Origin of the sequence: Bradyrhizobium sp. SEMIA (assembly GCF_014844175.1) — a bacterium.
GTDB lineage: Bacteria > Pseudomonadota > Alphaproteobacteria > Rhizobiales > Xanthobacteraceae > Bradyrhizobium > Bradyrhizobium arachidis.
The window spans coordinates 4,850,840-4,867,279 of sequence record NZ_CP046601.1; the positions used below are offsets into that span (position 1 = coordinate 4,850,840).

11 protein-coding genes and 1 pseudogene are annotated in these 16,440 nt (G+C 63.9%); 7 read left to right on the top strand and 5 right to left on the bottom strand.

Going from position 1 to position 16,440, the window contains the following annotated elements; genetic code table 11:
- Positions 1 to 391 precede the first annotated feature (391 nt).
- Entirely contained in the window at positions 392 to 1,339 is a 948-nt protein-coding gene (locus FOM02_RS23775) for an ABC transporter substrate-binding protein (RefSeq protein WP_027558540.1), read from the top strand.
- Positions 1,340 to 2,532: 1,193 nt separating this feature from the next.
- On the opposite strand, the gene FOM02_RS23785 is transcribed toward FOM02_RS23775, so the two are convergent.
- Positions 2,533 to 3,432, bottom strand: coding sequence for a Spy/CpxP family protein refolding chaperone (locus FOM02_RS23785; RefSeq protein ID WP_231164306.1), 900 nt, complete (start codon positions 3,430 to 3,432; stop codon positions 2,533 to 2,535).
- A gap of 96 nt (positions 3,433 to 3,528) precedes the next feature.
- Here FOM02_RS23785 and FOM02_RS23790 point away from each other — a divergent pair, with 96 nt between their 5' ends.
- Positions 3,529 to 3,957, top strand: a complete 429-nt coding sequence (locus FOM02_RS23790) for a hypothetical protein (protein WP_231164307.1) — start codon at positions 3,529 to 3,531, stop codon at positions 3,955 to 3,957.
- Positions 3,958 to 4,525: 568 nt separating this feature from the next.
- Here the strand turns inward: FOM02_RS23790 and FOM02_RS23795 are convergent.
- The 4 genes from FOM02_RS23795 to FOM02_RS23810 form a co-directional block, all read right to left on the bottom strand.
- Complete coding sequence (locus tag FOM02_RS23795) at positions 4,526 to 5,713, bottom strand: 6-phosphofructokinase (protein ID WP_027558543.1); 1,188 nt, start codon at positions 5,711 to 5,713, stop codon at positions 4,526 to 4,528.
- A 90-nt stretch (positions 5,714 to 5,803) separates the two neighbouring features.
- Positions 5,804 to 6,955, bottom strand: a complete 1,152-nt coding sequence (locus FOM02_RS23800) for a fructose-1,6-bisphosphatase (RefSeq protein WP_322596903.1) — start codon at positions 6,953 to 6,955, stop codon at positions 5,804 to 5,806.
- 259 nt (positions 6,956 to 7,214) lie between these two features.
- A complete protein-coding gene (gene rocD / locus FOM02_RS23805) occupies positions 7,215 to 8,429 on the bottom strand; it encodes an ornithine--oxo-acid transaminase (RefSeq protein ID WP_027558545.1) in 1,215 nt (404 codons plus the stop codon).
- A 227-nt stretch (positions 8,430 to 8,656) separates the two neighbouring features.
- Positions 8,657 to 9,877: a cytochrome P450 gene (locus FOM02_RS23810; protein WP_027558546.1), complete on the bottom strand. Its 1,221-nt coding sequence runs from the start codon at positions 9,875 to 9,877 to the stop codon at positions 8,657 to 8,659.
- Between the two features lie 106 nt (positions 9,878 to 9,983).
- Between FOM02_RS23810 and FOM02_RS23815 the strand changes: the two genes are divergently transcribed.
- The 5 genes and pseudogenes from FOM02_RS23815 to FOM02_RS23835 all read left to right on the top strand — a co-directional run bounded on the left by FOM02_RS23815 (position 9,984) and on the right by FOM02_RS23835 (position 16,313).
- Positions 9,984 to 10,526, top strand: a complete 543-nt coding sequence (locus FOM02_RS23815) for a phosphonopyruvate decarboxylase (protein WP_027558547.1) — start codon at positions 9,984 to 9,986, stop codon at positions 10,524 to 10,526.
- Complete coding sequence (locus tag FOM02_RS23820) at positions 10,523 to 11,113, top strand: thiamine pyrophosphate-dependent enzyme (protein WP_027558548.1); 591 nt, start codon at positions 10,523 to 10,525, stop codon at positions 11,111 to 11,113. Before FOM02_RS23815 ends, FOM02_RS23820 begins: the two co-directional genes overlap by 4 nt.
- A 143-nt stretch (positions 11,114 to 11,256) precedes the next feature.
- Positions 11,257 to 11,957 (top strand): annotated as a pseudogene (locus FOM02_RS23825) (TetR/AcrR family transcriptional regulator).
- Between the two features lies 1 nt (position 11,958).
- Entirely contained in the window at positions 11,959 to 13,149 is a 1,191-nt protein-coding gene (locus FOM02_RS23830; protein ID WP_027558550.1) for an efflux RND transporter periplasmic adaptor subunit, read from the top strand.
- Between the two features lie 68 nt (positions 13,150 to 13,217).
- Entirely contained in the window at positions 13,218 to 16,313 is a 3,096-nt protein-coding gene (locus FOM02_RS23835; protein ID WP_027558551.1) for a MexW/MexI family multidrug efflux RND transporter permease subunit, read from the top strand.
- The last annotated feature ends 127 nt before the right edge of the window (positions 16,314 to 16,440 follow it).

The following is a 16,440-nucleotide window of genomic DNA, read 5'->3' on the forward strand; positions in this document are numbered from 1 at the left end:
TTTCGGGCCAGTTCACAGGTTGCCGGCGAGAGCTGAACCGAAAGCACCGCAGCACCAGAGAAAGGCAGCATCATTGTCCTTGAACGCACACATGGAGATGCCGCCTTGAAAGTGGCCCGCAATTGACTGAAGAGGCCTGACGCTGCGTCATGGTTCGGCGTGGGGATATGTGTGGGTTCAGTTTATACCGGCGGTCTCCACTCGCTGAAGTCACACATGTCGTACTGGCCCAGCAGCGAAGTGCCGACACCGCTCTCGCGGTGGCCAGCTTAGCGGATGCAGCGGACGAGATTGGCGCGCTGAGTCTCTTTGCGTTTTGACCCCGTAGCGGACACCAACCCTCGCTTCCAATGTGCTAGACTGAGCCCGGTCAGATGCTTCCGGGGCCCCCATGAAGCGGCGCGAGTTTATCACGCTGATTGCTGGCGCTGCGGCATTGCCGCTCGAAGCCCGAGCACAGCGGGCTGGTCGGCGGTACCGCGTCGCGGCATTGGGACCAGTCCCGCCCAGCTTCTTCGATGAGCTGGGCAGAGCCGGCTTTATCAGAGGCAGCAACCTTGAGATCGACAGTCGTGGCGAAAGCGTGACTGCCGTTTCCTATGCCAGTGCGGCCGTTCAACTGACCGAGGCGAGTCCAAATGTGCTGATAGCGGTCGGGGCCGAAGCAGGGCGTGCAGCACAGAAAGCGACGCAGCGTATTCCAATCGTGGTCATCGCGGACGACTTGCTTGGCAGCAAGCTTGTCGCTTCGATGCCGCGTCCCGAAGGTAACACTACTGGTGTCGCGATCTTTGCATTCCAGCTCGACGCCAAGCGGTTGGAGTTGCTGCATGAAGCACTGCCGGGTACCCGGCGAATAGCTGCTCTCGCCGACCGCCTTCCGATACCAAACACGGATGCTCTTAAAAGCGCGGCCAAGAGGCTCGGCGTCGAGATCGTTCCGTTTGCCGCGCGATCCGAGGAAGATCTCATCCGTGTGATTGACACCATGAAGGTCGAGGAAGTCGAGGCCGTCAACGTGCTGGCGTCGCCGATCTTGGCATCGAAATTCCAGTACCTGATCCGCGATCGGTTGGCGCTCCGTCGTCTGCCCGCCATTCTGCAGTGGCCCGAGCAGGCGGAAGAAGGCGGACTGATGGGATACGGTCCTCGGCTCAGCGCGGTCTTCGACCAATGCGCGCACCAGGTCGCAAGACTATTGCGCGGCGCAAACGTGGCCGACGTACCTGTTGAGCAGCCGATAAAGTTCGAACTGGTCATCAATCTGAAGACAGCTAAAATGTTAAGTGTCGAAATTCCGCCGATGCTACTCTCCCGTGCCGACAAGACGATCGAGTGAGTTGTCGATTTCTGCTTCTGGCCCCAAGCGGCGGTTGGGGGATGTCGGCTATTCCGCCGCTGTCGGGCGTAGAGCAGACATCGACGCGCTGATCCGCGGCAGCGTTCGTGAGTTCACGCCCTGGTTACCACAAGTGCGCCCCCGCGGGCTTGCGACCTGTTGCAGCGCGCTTTCGACCGGCTTGGCCGCCGGCGGCATGGCCCCTCTAGCTGGCGAAGCAGCGAGCCGGTGGGAGTACCACCAATGGTGAGGTGGACTGCCGTCAGCTTCCAGGCAGAATATCATCATGTCGATGCCGCAGCCTCGTCTTAGTCTGCGCCAGATTGGATGCGGTGATCAGTGGCATCAACGATCAGCAGACGCGGCGGATGTACCCTTGCCTGTTGACCTTGAGTGGCCCCGACGAGCAATCGTCGGGGCCATTGTCGTGATCGGTGCGACAGGGCGGGGGACCTCGGCCGAAGGCTCCGGATGCTTTGTTGCGCCGAAAAGACCGAAGGACGATTCTGGAATTCAATGTGTCGGGCCCAAATCGTTTCGAGACCGGGCGCGACTTAAAAAGTCAGACGATTGCGCTATCATAGTCACCGTCAAACACCGGACTATGACTCGTCAATTCGATCTGCGAAGCTGTCACAACACAAATGCGCTTGCAGACAAGCAGGAGCGAGGGGAGGTCCGCAGTGGAGAAAGTGCGACGCTTGCGTGCGATGAGCTCACTGTGCCGCCAACAGGCCGCATACAACAGCATGAACAAATGGAAGCTGCTCGCAGAGGCAGAATACTGGGATCATCTGGCCGATCTCGAGTTGTCGTCTCACTTCCAGCAGTGCAACTCACTTCCAACGACGCAACCTCAGTGGCTCGAATGAGATAGAGCATGATCCGGACCCGGAGGGCCGCGTTAGCGCAAAATGCGCTGCGGTTTTCCGAAGGATCATGCTCAAACAATAACCTAAAGCGCGATGACGATTCATCCTGATCTCATCGGTCTTTAGGGCAGCCTCAAGCGATCGCAAACACCGTCGGGCGGAAGACGATTTCCGCGTGAGGTCAGAACGAGGCTGCCGATTGCCTCCCACAGAGGGCCGCGGCGGGGACATATCTGGTCTCGTCGAGCTTTGAAGCAGAACGATTACGTCACCCAGCGTCGTTCGGGCGCTGCGCAAATTGCAGCGAGTGAACGCGTCCCCTCATTGACCCGCGACCTGTTGCAGCGTGTTGAAGCGCGCCTTCTGCTCGCTGCTCAGCGTGGCATAGAACTCGTCCAGGGCAGGCTCGACCAGCTTGGCGGCCGTCAGCATGGCCTCGAGCCGGTGCTGCATTGCCTCCAGCCGTCCGACCGGCGTCAGCGGGACATCGTTCGGACAGGCCGCCTGCAGGCCTTCAACGCCCTTGGCTGTCGCGTCACTGAGGCGGTCGAGCGCCTCCTTCTGCTTGCCGGCCGGGTGGAGCACAGCCTCGATCCTTTGGATCGGCAACTGGGTCAGGCCGGATTTCGGATCGCCGCAGCCCTCGGCGTTGGCTTGCTGCTGCGGCGCGCGCTCGCCGACATTGGGACCGAGCGCGTTGAAGCCGGCCTGCTGCTCGTCACTGAGCGAGTTGTAGAAATTCTCCAGTGCCGGCCGCACGATCTTGACGGCTTCCAGCGTCGCGTTGATGCGGTTCATCATCGCGCGCAAACGGCCAGGCGGAGTCAGTGCATAGGTCTCCGCGCAGGAGTCCTTGAACACTCCGGCAGCGTTGGCCGCCGCGGTCTTCAGCTCGTCGAGCAGTGCGCGTTGCTCCGGTGTCGGCCGCACGGCCCGTGCGATGTCGGCAAGCGGCCAGGCGGTCACGCCCTTGTCCGGTGTGCCGCATAATTGCTGTAGCGTTTGCGGACTCACGCTGGCGCGCTGGCGAACGCGGCCGCCGCCGCCGGCTTGCGGGTAGTCCTGCGGGTTGATGCTGGCATAGGCGGAATAGGGGTCGTCACCACCCCAGAACACGGTGTCGACGAAATCGTCATACGCATACGCCCAATAACCAGGCTCGTAGGCATAGGACCAGAAAGTGTAATTGAAAATGTCGGAATAGGCATAAGGCCAGAACACGGGCCCAAGCCAAGCGACGAACACCGCGGGGTGGCGATGTCGCCAGGCCTGCCGGGGAGCCCAGCCGCTCTGGCGGCTGGTGAGCGCCGCCTGGGCTTGCGCAGGAGCCTGCTCGCGGAAGCGCTCGGCAAACCGCCCGCGCTGGGCAGCCTGCGCAGCGGCTGCAATCGCCGGCGTCCGTCCGGTCGGAGCTTGCAGTCCAAGTCGCTGTTGGCGTGCCAGATCGCTTTGCTGAGCGCGCTGCTCACGGCCCAGCAAGCGGTTCTGCGCCTGGAGCGTCCGTTGCTGTTCGCGCAACGCCCGCGCGCCTTCCGGTTTCTGCGACTGGAGCTGCTGCACGCGCTGCTGCAGACGATCGATGCGAGTCTGGCGTTCCGTCGTCTGGCGCGACAGGATCTCGCGCTGCCGCTGCTGCACCATCTGCTGGCGCTGCTGGATCTGCTGCTGATGCTGTTGCGCGCGCTGTTCGATTTGGTCCCGTCGCGACAGCCGCTCGCCCGCGGCTGCCGGTGCGTTGGGACGTGAAGGGGCGGCGATATGCGGCGTCGGCCGCGGTGCCATGGCCGGACGTTGCGGCGCTGCCGGCGCCCGATGAAATTCAGGCCGCGGCGCTGCTATGTGCGGGGCCGCCCGCGGCGGCGGTGCTGCGAAATGTGGGGTCGGGCGCGGTGGCGGCGGAGGCGATATGCGGCGCGGGGATGTGGCGCCTCGCCGGTCGCTGCGGCATGCGGGACGTGCCATCGGCGGTGGGGCTGCAGGACGGGCCATGGCCGGTGGTGCTGCTGGCCGTGCTGCCGGCGCTGCGGCTGGGCCGCCCCTTCCATGTCCCTGGCCGGGTCCTTGAGCAAACGCGCCGATGCCCGTCGCCAGCATCGAGACACCAACCAAGACAGCCGTCAGGCCAACGCCACGCGGAAGCATGATCGTCGCTCCCAGCTCGTAATCGCCCACGACTTTCAACGCACTGGCGGCGGAATGGTTCGTTGTCGGCCGCCGCCAGCATGCGATCTTCCGACGCAGGCAGTCTCAAGAGAAATCCTGCGTCAGGGCGGCGGCGAGCCGCTCCAGCAGCTGGCTCGCTCGGTCCGGCACGCTAAGACGCGCGGTTGAGAAAGATCGGCAGCCCCTGCTTGTTGGCGTAGATGGGGCGGTAGCGCTCCGTGTTGTAGCTGCTCGCAACGTCCAATTTGCGCGGACCGAGATTGGCCTCAGGGATGGGCACGAGGTCGTAGCGGCCCTCGACCAGCGCCGACATGAGGCCGGTCTTGCTTTCCAGCATGGCATCGTAGGCCATGTTACCGAAAGTCAGGGCCACAAGCTTGTCGATGAAGTCCGGATCGCCCGATCGCAAATCGTAGGTGAGATCGGAGGTGATCGTCTCTTCGCCGGTGCGCTGCTTGATCTCGTCGGCAAGCGATTCCGCCACGTTGGCCTTCTTGCGGTGGCCGTAGGCGTCAGGCTCGCCGTATTCCCGCAGCTTGTAGCCTTCCCACTGGGCTCCCTCGCTGAGCACGATCAGCGCGTAGTTGCTTGGATTGGCGCGCTTGTCCTCGATGAGCAACTGGATCAGCTTGTCGAGGTCGACCTTATACTCCGGTACGACGCATCGTATCGAGGTCGCATACGCGGTGTAGAGTGCCGTAAATCCGGCATCGCGGCCAAAGACGCGGAAAATGCCAATTCGCTCATGCGAGCCGACGGTGGTGCGCTGCCGCTGGATGGCGTCGCTGGCGCGGGTGATCGCGGTCGAGAAGCCGATGCAGTACTCGGTGTTGCGGACGTCGTTATCCATCGTCTTCGGGATGGCGATGATCTTGACGCCGAGTTCGTTGAGCTTGGCCGCATAACTGAGCGTGTCGTCGCCGCCGATGGCGATCAGGTGTTCGATGCCAAGTCCCGAAAGGTTAGCGAGCACCCGGCTGGTCAGGTCCCACGTCTTTGTCGCGATGCCGCCGTTGGTGCTCAGCGAGACCGGAACTTCATTGCCGACGAGATGATCGGGCAGCTTTTTTATTTTGGAGGGATTGACGCGGCTCGTGTGCAGCACGGTGCCGCCGCGCCGGTCGATGGTTCGAGTGTTTTCACGGTTCAGCGGGATGACGTAGTGGGACCTGCTGTTTGGGTCGTCGAGGTTCAGGTGCGTGAGGGCCTCCCAACCACGGCGCAGGCCGACAACCTCGATGTCGTCCTCACTGCCGCGATAAGTCACGCTCTTGATGACTGCATTGAGGCCGGCGACGTCGCCGCCGCCCGTGAGAATGCCGATGCGTTTTTTGGCCATATCCACCTCCCGGATCGGCATGTCGTCATAGCGCCTGCATCTGTCGATTGAACGGTGAACATCGCTCCGGCTTCTGATTGGAGGCGGTCGCTACTCGGCCGCTTCCGGCTTGCGCTCGTCGCGCAGGCGAAAACGCTTCAGCAGTCCGGACACGGTGTCGCGGAAGCCGCCATATTCCAGTTCGGAATAGGGTAGCATGGCGGCGCCAGACCAGCCCTGGCTGCGCATCTCGATGGCCTTGCGCTGGGCGCGCCGGCGGACCTCATCCCATGCCGGGTTGTCGAAGAAATCGGTGTAGGACTCGGCAAAGCGGCCTTCTTTGTCGATCGAAAAGCCGACGCAAGAAACGATCGGCAGGCAGTACATGCCGGTAACGGACGTGTTGAGTGGCACCGGCATGAGCGGCATCACATGCGAGCCGCGTGCATCGCCGCCCACGAAGTGTGCTTTGGCGAACGGCGAGATTATTTCCTCCGGAGCTGGGAAGATCCCCTGGTTCCTGACGATCGCGACTGGATCATCCTTGCCGGTGTACTTGCCTGCGATCGCGTGGAGGCGCTGTGCCGAAACGGCCACGACGGCCTCGCCATGGGTTCGAGAAATGATGCGATCGATGCCGAAGCGCTCGTTGTCGCGAAGCAGGGCGGCAATGTGGTAGCTGTCGGCGGGTGCGTCGAGCTCGAGTAGGCTGTCGCCGGCGGTGTTGTCCATGTCGATGACATGGAAACGGAATCCCTTGATCATCGGAGGCAGCATCAGCCCAGCGCAGTACATGGGGTCGGCAAAGGCGAGATAGAGCGGCAGATTATAGGCGCCGGGGCCGCATTTGTCGGCCGCGAACACCATGAAGGACTCCGCGGGCCGCGCGCCGGAGAGGCTGTGGTCGAAGCTGAGCTCGGCGACGCCTGGGCCGGCGCCGCGAATGTTCCCGGAAGGCGCGTCGGCGAGAAGATCCTGGCCAGCGCCATAGAGCCCGGAGGTTTTCGCGACCGAGGTGGCCGCGAGGAACGCCTTCCAGGCGAGTTGATGGACCTCGGAGCTGCCTTCGCCCCGTGTGTGCGTCATGATGATCGCAATGTCGTCGCCGGTGTGGCAGATGAAACCGTCGATCAGCAGACCATTGCAGATCGCCTTGGCAACCTCGCCCTCGACAGCCGCGATCATGCGTGTAGACGGTTTCGTATGGCCGCCAACGGAGCCAACGTCAGCTTTGATGACTGAAAGAGTGAGTCTCATGAGCATGTCTCCGATCCGCGCAGCTCAGCGCCTCCGGCCTCGGCGCTTGCTGCGCCGGGCACGGCGCTGCTCATTTCGGGGACAAAAACGTCCGTCGCTCCGATAGGTTCCACGCACCCCGTTCATCCGGTTGCTGGGATCATGCAGAGTTTTGCCTTAGGACCATGCGTCACTATTTGCTGCGCTGCACGGGTCCGGTTCTGGCCGGGCCGCCAACTCGTCGTTGGCCGGGGCCGGCAATGCGATCTTCCGACGCAAGGCAGCTTCAGGAGAAATCCTGCGTCAGGGTGGTGGCGAGCCGCTCCAGCGCCCAGTCGACCTGATCGCTGGTGATCACCAGCGGCGGAGCGATGCGGATCGTTTGCTCATGGGTATCCTTGGCGAGGATGCCTTTGCCCTGGAGCGCCTCGCAGTAGCGGCGAGCGCGGCCGGCCTCGGGATGCAGCTCCACCGCCAGCATCAGGCCGCGTCCGCGCACCTCGCGGATCGTGTTGGCACGAATGTCTTTCAAGCCTTCCAGAAAGCGCGCGCCCTGCCTCGCCGCGTTCTCGATCATGCCTTCCTCGACCAGCACGCGCATCGCTGCGCGCGCCACCGCGCAGGCAAGCGGGTTGCCGCCGAAGGTCGAACCGTGCTGTCCGGGTCTCAAGGTCCCGAGCACGTCGTTGTTCGAGAGCACGGCCGACACGGGATAGAAGCCGCCGGACAGGGCCTTGCCGAGCAGCGTCACGTCCGCCTCGATGCCCTCGTGCTGTTCGGCGAGCAGCTTGCCGGTGCGGCCGAGCCCGGTCTGGATCTCGTCGAGCACCAGCATCACATTGCGCGCGGTGCAGAGCTCTCGCACCTTCGTGAAATAGCCGGCTGGAGGAATGACGACACCGGCTTCGCCCTGGATCGGCTCGACCAGAAAGGCGACCGTGTTTGGAGTGATTGCCTCCTCCAGCGCCGCGGCGTCGCCGAACGGGATGATCTTGAAGCCCGGCGCGAACGGCCCGAAGTGTCCGTGTGTCTCGGGGTCGGTCGAAAAGCCGACGATGCCCAGCGTGCGTCCGTGGAAATTGTTGGCGCAGACGATGATCTCGGCCTGGCCGTCCGGCACGCCCTTCACCTCATAGCCCCATTTGCGCACCGACTTGATCGCGCTTTCGACCGCCTCCGCGCCGCTGTTCATCGGCAGCACCTTGTGGGAGCCGGTGAGCGCCGCGATCTCCTCGTAGAACAAGGCGAGCTGGTCGTTGTGGAAGGCGCGCGAGGTGAGCGTCAATCTGTGCGCCTGCTCGACCATCGCCGCCAGGATCTTGGGGTGGCAGTGCCCCTGGCTGACCGCCGAATAGGCCGAGAGGCAATCGAGATAACGGTTGCCTTCGGTATCCCAGACCCAGACGCCTTCGCCGCGCGACAGGACGACCCCGATCGGTTCGTAATTGCGGGCCCCAAAGCGCGCTTCCGTTGCGATGAAATCAATGACCGAGGAGCTCATCTGCCGTCACTCCATTGCTGGGCGCCGGCGTCAACCGACGACACCGGCTGCGCTCAAACTGATGTGGGGAGCAGCCTCCGCACTCGGAAGCCTTGATGCGCCCGGTGGCGTGGCGCGGCCTGATTTGCCCGAAATGTCAGATGGTTCTGCGCGATCACAGGATATCGCTCGCCGGTCCGGCCCTCTACTGTGCATGGGGTTGTTTTCGACTCTTTTGTCTTGAGCCCTCAGCCGATCGCGCAGGGCACACTCAAAAACCCGCGGAACCGCACCCGTCCGCCGCGCACCGGCTGGCCGCTGACGGCATAATTCGGGAAGCGCGCCAGGAAGCGCGAGATCGCAATCGCCCCCTCCAGCCGCGCCAGCGCCATGCCGGCGCATTGATGTGCGCCGGTGGCGAAGGCGAGGTGCCGGTTCGGCGTGCGGGCAACGTCGAAGCGCTCGGGGTCGGCAAACTGCGCGGGGTCGCGGTTGGCTGCGCCAATGCACAGCGTCACCGACGTGCCGGCCTCGAGCATGACGCCGCCGAGCTCGACCCGTTCGGTGGTCATGCGGTTGCCGAGCTGGTTCGAGCTCTCGTAGCGCAGCATCTCCTCGACCGCGGTCTTGATCATGTCGGGGTTGTCAATCAGCCGCTGCTTCTGGTCCGGGTTCCGGTGCAGCGCGACGAGACCGTTGCCGATCAGGTTGGTCGTGGTCTCGTGGCCGGCATTGAGCAGGAAGATGCAATTGTGCAGCAGCTCCTTCTCGGTCAGCCGCTCGCCGTTCTCCTCACCCTGGATCAGGCGCGTCAGCACGTCGCGCTCGGGATTGCCGGGCTTCGCGCGCCGGCGCGCCACCAGTGTTTCCAGATAGGCGAGGAAGTCCGTCACCGCCTTGTTGCCGCGCGCGCCGACTTCCGGTGACACCACGGGTTCGAGCGCGCCAAGGATCGCCAGCGACCAGTCGCGCAGCGGCCCGCGTTCCTCGTGGGGAACGTCGAGCAGATTGCCGATCACCTCGATGGGGATTGAGGCCGCGAAGTCGTCGATGATCTCGCAAGAGCCCTTGGCGGCGATGGCGTCGAGCAGGCCGTCGACCAGCTTGACGATGTCGCCCTCCATGCCCGCGATCGCGCGCGGCGACAGCGCGCCCATGATCAGGCGGCGCACGCGGGTATGGGCCGGCGGGTCGTTGAAGACGAGGCTGGTGGTGTGATGCTCGTAGAGCGGGGTGTCGCCGTATTTCGGTGCGAACTCGCGCTTCTTGTCCGAGCTGAAGGACTTCGTGTTCTTGTAGGTGGTAACGAGGTCGTCATAGCGGGTCAGGAACACGGTGCCGTTGCGCAGGCGCTTGACTGGCTCGTTCTCCCGCAGTGCACGATAGGTCGGATAGGGATCGTCGTAGAACTCCGCCGTCAGCTTCTCCAGATCGAAATGGGCCGCCAGTTCTTTCGCACTTGCGTTCATCCGCCATACTCGCCGGTTGAGACCGTTATGCTGTTTTCGCTCTTTCGAGCGGCTCGGCTCACCGTCTACAGTCGTGCCGTGATTTGCAAGCCGACCGGACAGGAAAATGCACGCCCGCGCTGACGCTGCCGACACGGCCCCGAATTGGCCCGACGATATTTTCGCAACCTTGCAACGCTTCGACGTCCGGCAGGTGCCCTACGTGCCTGATGCCGGCCATTCCAAGCTGGTCCAGCGCGTGCTGGGCTCAACCACGATGCGCGGCATTCCGCTGACGACGGAGGAGGAGGGCGTCGCCCTTCTCGCCGGCGCCTGGGCCGGCGGACAGCGCGGCGTTTTGCTGATGCAGTCGAGCGGCGTCGGCAATTGCATCAACATGCTGTCGCTGATCCCGATCCTGCGCTTTCCGTTCCTCACGCTCGTGACCATGCGCGGCGAGTGGGGCGAGTTCAATCCGTGGCAGGTGCCGATGGGATCGACCACGCAGCGCGTGGTCGAGCTCTCGGGCGTCCAGGTGCTGCGCGCCTCGAACGCCGCCGAGGTGCCGGCCGTGATGGAGGCGGCCGCAGCCCAAGCCTACAACGCGCTCACGCCCACCGCCGTCCTGCTGTCGCAGCGCCTGATCGGCGCCAAGGTCTTCACCAAATGAGCAAGGCCAATCTCCTCGACCGCCGCCAGGTCGTCGCCACGCTGCTGGCGAACCGCAAGGACGTCATCGCGATCGGCGGCCTAGGCGCCTCCACCAACGACATGTGTGCCGCCGGCGACCACGCGCGCAATTTCTATCTCTGGGGCGGCATGGGCGGCGCCGCGATGATCGGGCTGGGTCTGGCGCTGGCGCAGCCCAAATTGCCGGTGCTGGTCATCACCGGCGATGGCGAGATGCTGATGGGGATGGGTAGCCTCGCTACCATCGGGCTCCAGAAGCCGGCCAACCTCTCCATCGTCGTTCTCGACAACGAGGCCTATGGCGAGACCGGCGGCCAGACCAGCCACACCTCCGCGGCCGCCGACCTCGTCGGCGTCGCCAGGGCCTGCGGCATCAAGGACAGCCGGGCTGTCACGACCATGGCCGAGGTCGAGGCCTTCGCCAAAGCCGTCCACGACGTCTCCGCCGGGCCGCGCTTTGTCAATGTGAAGATCGACAACGCCAATCTCGAGCGGATCCTGCCCACCCGGGACGGGACCTACATCCTCAACCGGATCCGCGGCGACCTTGGCTTCCAGCCCATCTAGGCCGGACTTCTTCATTCCCGCGCCGTCGTCGCCTGCACGCGCCCCGTGCAGGCCGGGTCGATTTCCACCGATTTTACAACGCATCTAGGTTGCGACGCAGCATTCTGCTTGACTTTTGCGTGGGTGAGTGGTTACTCACTAGTATGAGCTCATTGCGAATGACGAGCGACCTGAGGCGTCAATTGATCCTCGGTGCCGCAAAACGCTGCTTTGCACGACACGGGTATAACGGCACCACGACCAAGAGCGTGCGGCCGCAGCTGCCATTTCCGAAGCGCTGCTGTTCAAGCATTTCCCGTCCAAGGCGGCGCTGTACGCGGAAATCCTCAGCGACGAATGCGAGGCGGATCCGGCGCTCACCGAGCTGCTCGAACGCGAGCCGTCGACGGCGACGCTGGTCGAGCTGATCCGCGGCATGGTCGAGCATTTCCTCGAGATCGCCGACGGGCCCGACCAGGAAGAGGCGCAGCGCCTGCGACTGATGGCCACGAGCCATCTGGATGACGGCGAATTCGCCCGTTTGCTATATGCCAAGATCGAGACGCTGATCGGGGCGGTGTTCGTCACCTCACTCGAGCGCGCGGTGGCCGCCGGGGACGCGCGGCCATTCAGCGGCGATCCGCTCAACCTGTTCTGGTTCGCACATCACACGGTGATGACGGCGGCGCTGACCAGGCTGCCAGCCACGCCTTGTCTCGCCTACGGTAAGGCTGGTGATCTCGAGCGCCAGCTCTGTGAGTTTCTCCTGAGGGGTATCGGACTTAACGACGCCGCAATTGCTTTGCATCTGGGCCGCGCTTTGGCGCCGGGTGCCGGCAAGGCGGCGATTGCAGAAAGCGCATGACATGAACATCGTAGCTGAACACAAGATATCGGGCGAACCGATCGACAAGGCGCCGAAGCGGCCCGTGAAGCCGGTCCGTTGGTTCATCATCGTCGGCCTGCTGCTGAGCCTGCTGGTCGGCGGTCTCGTCTGGTTCAACTATTTCCGCGGCCAGATGATCAAGCAGTTCTTTGCCAACAACAAGCCGCCGCCGGTCGCCGTCAGCGCCGCCGAGGCGAAGTCGGAGGTCGTGCCGAACCTGCTCACCGCGGTCGGCAGCCTCGTCGCCGTGCACCAGGTCGATGTCAGCGCCGACGTCAACGGCCGCGTCACCGAGATCAAGTTCGAGCCGGGTACGCGTGTCGAGGCCGGCACGCCGCTGGTGCAGCTGTTCGATGCGCCGGAGCAGGGTGATCTCGCCAATTACAAGGCGCAGTCCACCGTCGCGCAGCTGTCGCTCGACCGCGCCAAGCAGCTCGCCTCGCGCCAGTTCGGACCGCAGGCGACCGTCGATACCGCGCAGGCCGCCTACGATCAGGCGCAGGCCGGCATCGCCAAGACCGAAGCGCTGATCTCGCAGAAGCTGGTGCGCGCGCCGTTCTCCGGCGATCTCGGCGTCCGCAAGGTCGAAGTCGGTCAATATCTGACGGCCGGCACGGCGATCGTGTCGCTGACCGATCTGTCGGAGCTGTGGGCCAACTTCACGGTGACCGAAAAGGATTCCGGCAGCCTCAAGGTCGGCCAGACTGTTCGGCTGAAGGTCGACGCCTATCCGGGCCGCACCTTCGAGGGCAAGATCACCACGATCGAGCCGCAGATCGCCACCGACACCCGCAACATCCGCGTGCAGGCGACGATCGCCAATCCCGAGAAGATCCTCAAGCCCGGCATGTTCGTGACCACCACGGTGGTGCTGCCCGACAAGCCGGCGGTGATCACGGTGCCGGAGACGGCGGTCGACTACACGCTGTACGGCGACTCGGTGTTCGTGATCGCCGAGAAGAAGGAAGAGGACGGCAAGACCAGCCTCTCCGCGGTACGCACCTTCGTGCAGACCGGCAATCGCGTCGACGGTCGCGTCGAGATCATCAAGGGCGTGAAGCCGGGCGACAAGGTCGTCGCCGTCGGCCAGCTCAAGCTGCAATCGGGCGCGCCGGTGTCGATTTCGACCGACCCGGCTCCGGCGATGCCGGCGCAGCCTCCCCGCTACTGACAACATCCTCACGTGATCCGGCCCGGCCGGATCACGTCTCTTGAGACAAAGAAATCGAGATCGCCGCGATGGCCTTTACCGATATTTTCATCAAGCGCCCGGTTCTGTCGGTCGTCGTCAGCCTGCTGATCCTGTTGATCGGCCTGCGCGCGGCGATGGTGCTGCCGATCCGGCAATATCCGAAGCTGTCGAACACGGTCATCAACATCACGACCGTCTATCCCGGCGCGTCCGCGGACCTGATCCAGGGCTTCATCACGACGCCGATCGAGCAGGCGGTCGCCTCCGCCGAGGGTGTGGACTACATCACCTCGTCCTCGGTGCTCGGCACCTCGACGATCCAGGTCTACATCAAGCTGAACTTCGATCCGAACCAGGCGCTCACAGAGGTGCTGGCGAAGACGAACTCGGTGAAATACCTGATCCCGAAGGAATCCAACGACCCGATCGTCACCAAGACCACGGGCCAGACCACGGCGGTGATGTATCTCGGCTTCTCGTCCGAGGAGCTGTCGGGCTCGGCGATATCAGACTATCTGACGCGCGTGGTGCAGCCGGTGCTGTCGACCGTCGACGGCGTCGCTTCGGCCGACATCCTCGGCGGCCAGACCTTTGCGATGCGGCTGTGGCTTGATCCGGTGAAGATGGCCGGCCGTAATGTGTCGCCGGCCGACGTTGCCGCTGCCATCCAGGCCAATAACTTCCAGTCTGCGGCGGGCCAGACCAAGGGCTACCTTATCGTCTCGAACGTCTCGACGAATACCGGCCTGACCGACGTCAATCAGTTCAAGAAGATGATCGTCAAGGCCAAGGACGGCGGCTTCGTGCGGATGGAGGACATCGCCACCATCGAGCTTGCCGCCCAGAGCACGGATGCGAGCGTCGCCTTCAACGGCGAGCACGCGATCTTCATCGGCGTGCAGGCAACGCCGCAGGGCAACCCGCTGACGCTGGTGAAGGGCGTGCGCGCGCTGTTCCCCGAGCTCGAACGCAACCTGCCGCCGTCGATGAAGATGAAGGTCGCCTACGACTCGACCAAGTTCATCCAATCCTCGATCGACGAGGTGGAGAAGACGCTGGGCGAAGCGGTGATCATCGTGATCGTGGTGATCTTCCTGTTCCTGGCCTCGCTGCGCTCGGTCATCATCCCGGTCGTCACCATTCCATTGTCGATGATCGGCGTCTGCACCCTGATGCTGGCGCTGGGCTTCAGCTTCAACCTGCTGACGCTGCTGGCGATGGTGCTCGCGATCGGCCTCGTGGTCGACGACGCCATCGTCGTGGTGGAGAACATCCACCGCCATCTGGAGGAGGGGAAGACACCGGTCCAGGCCTCGCTGCAAGGCGCGCGCGAAATCGTCGGTCCCGTCATCTCGATGACGATCACGCTGGCTGCGGTGTATGCCCCGATCGGCTTCCTCGGCGGCCTCACCGGCTCGCTGTTCCGCGAGTTTGCCTTCACGCTCGCGGGCTCGGTGATCGTGTCGGGCGTGATCGCCCTGACGCTGTCGCCGATGATGTGCTCGGTGCTGCTGAAGAACACCGAAGAGGGCCGCTTCGCCAAGATGGTCAACAAGGTGTTCGGCGCGATGACGCGCTGGTACGGCCGCAGGCTCGACCGCTCGCTCGACTACAAGGCCATCACCGGCCTGTTCGCGGTGACGATCCTCGGGCTCGTCGGCTTCCTCTACATGCACACCTCGAAGGAACTGGCGCCCGAGGAAGACCAGGGCATCGTGTTCGCGGTGACCAAGGCGCCGAAATACGCCAACATCGATTATGTCGATTACTACGGCGAGAAGCTCGACAAGGAATTCCAGAAATTCCCAGAGACCGATCTGCGCTTCGTGCTGAACGGCATCAACGGCCCGCAGGGCGGCATCGCCGGCATGCTGCTCAAGCCCTGGGAGGAGCGCAAGCGCTCGTCGATTGCGCTGAAGCCGCTGGTGCAGGCCGAGCTCTCCAAGATCGAGGGCGTGCAGGCATTCGCGTTCAACCTGCCGCCGCTGCCGGGCGGTCCGGGCGGCTTGCCGGTGCAGATGGTGATCAACTCCACCGCGAGCTTCCAGACCGTCTATGAGCAGATGGAGAAGCTGAAGGACGCCGCGCGCAAGAGCGGCATGTTCATCGTCTCCGACAGCGACCTCGCCTACAACCAGCCGAGCGTGGAGGTCACGATCGACCGCACCAAGGCGCAGGATCTCGGCGTCAACATGCAGAACCTCGGCTCTACGCTCGCGGTGCTGCTGGGCGGCAACTACATCAACCGTTTCAACCTCGAGGGCCGCTCCTACCAGGTGATCCCGCAGGTGCCGCGCGGCAAGCGGCTCTCGCCGGAATCGCTCGGCGGCTATTATGTGACCACCAACACCGGTCAGCAGCTGCCGCTGTCGACCGTGGTCTCGATCAAGACCAGGACCGACCCGAACTCGCTGACCCACTACAACCAGCTCAATTCGGCGACGTTCTCGGCGGTGCCGATGCCCGGTGTGACCGTCGGTGCCGCGGTCGACTTCCTCGAAGGCGAGGCCAAGAAGCTGCCGCAGGGCTTCAGCCACGACTATCTGGCGGACTCGCGTCAGTACGTGCAGGAAGGCAACCAGCTCGCGATCACCTTCGGCTTTGCGCTGATCATCATCTTCCTGGTGCTGGCGGCGCAGTTCGAGAGCTTGCGTGACCCGTTCGTGATCATGATCTCGGTGCCGATGGCGATCGTCGGTGCGCTGATCCCGCTGTTCTTCGGCGCTGCGACCATGAACATCTACACCCAGGTCGGCTTGTTGACCCTGGTCGGCCTGATCACCAAGCACGGCATCCTGATGGTGGAGTTCGCCAACGAGCTCCAGGTCAACGAGCGGCTCGACCGCCGCTCGGCGATCGAGATGGCGGCCCGCATCCGCCTCCGTCCGATCCTGATGACCACGGCCGCGATGGTGACCGGCCTGATCCCGCTTCTGACCGCGTCCGGCGCGGGCGCGGCCAGCCGCTTCTCGATCGGCCTGGTCGTCGTCGCCGGCATGTCGATCGGCACGCTGTTCACGCTGTTTGTGCTGCCCGCCGTTTACGTGGTGCTGGCGACCGACCATCGCGCGGCAGCCGATTCGGAGCGGAACAAGCAGGTCAACGCGATCGACCTCGACGCCAAGGCGCTGCGGCCGACCTGAGGCCGAAAGCAAGTTAGCCAGAGGGCGGCAGCGGCGGTCCGCTGGCGCTCCTTTTTTATGTCCGTGTCCTGCGTCCGCCGTAAGGCTTAGGGCGAGCATGAGAGACAAGGTCGGGCCTTCTTGCTAG

Excerpts from the sequence above, each read along its gene's own strand:
- FOM02_RS23775 (WP_027558540.1), top strand. The coding sequence starts at position 392 with ATGAAGCGGCGCGAGTTTATCACGCTGATTGCTGGCGCTGCGGCATTG.
- FOM02_RS23795 (WP_027558543.1), bottom strand. The coding sequence starts at position 5,713 with ATGGCCAAAAAACGCATCGGCATTCTCACGGGCGGCGGCGACGTCGCC.
- FOM02_RS23800 (WP_322596903.1), bottom strand. The coding sequence starts at position 6,955 with ATGCTCATGAGACTCACTCTTTCAGTCATCAAAGCTGACGTTGGCTCC.
- rocD (WP_027558545.1), bottom strand. The coding sequence starts at position 8,429 with ATGAGCTCCTCGGTCATTGATTTCATCGCAACGGAAGCGCGCTTTGGG.
- FOM02_RS23810 (WP_027558546.1), bottom strand. The coding sequence starts at position 9,877 with ATGAACGCAAGTGCGAAAGAACTGGCGGCCCATTTCGATCTGGAGAAG.
- FOM02_RS23815 (WP_027558547.1), top strand. The coding sequence starts at position 9,984 with ATGCACGCCCGCGCTGACGCTGCCGACACGGCCCCGAATTGGCCCGAC.
- FOM02_RS23820 (WP_027558548.1), top strand. The coding sequence starts at position 10,523 with ATGAGCAAGGCCAATCTCCTCGACCGCCGCCAGGTCGTCGCCACGCTG.
- FOM02_RS23830 (WP_027558550.1), top strand. The coding sequence starts at position 11,959 with ATGAACATCGTAGCTGAACACAAGATATCGGGCGAACCGATCGACAAG.
- FOM02_RS23835 (WP_027558551.1), top strand. The coding sequence starts at position 13,218 with ATGGCCTTTACCGATATTTTCATCAAGCGCCCGGTTCTGTCGGTCGTC.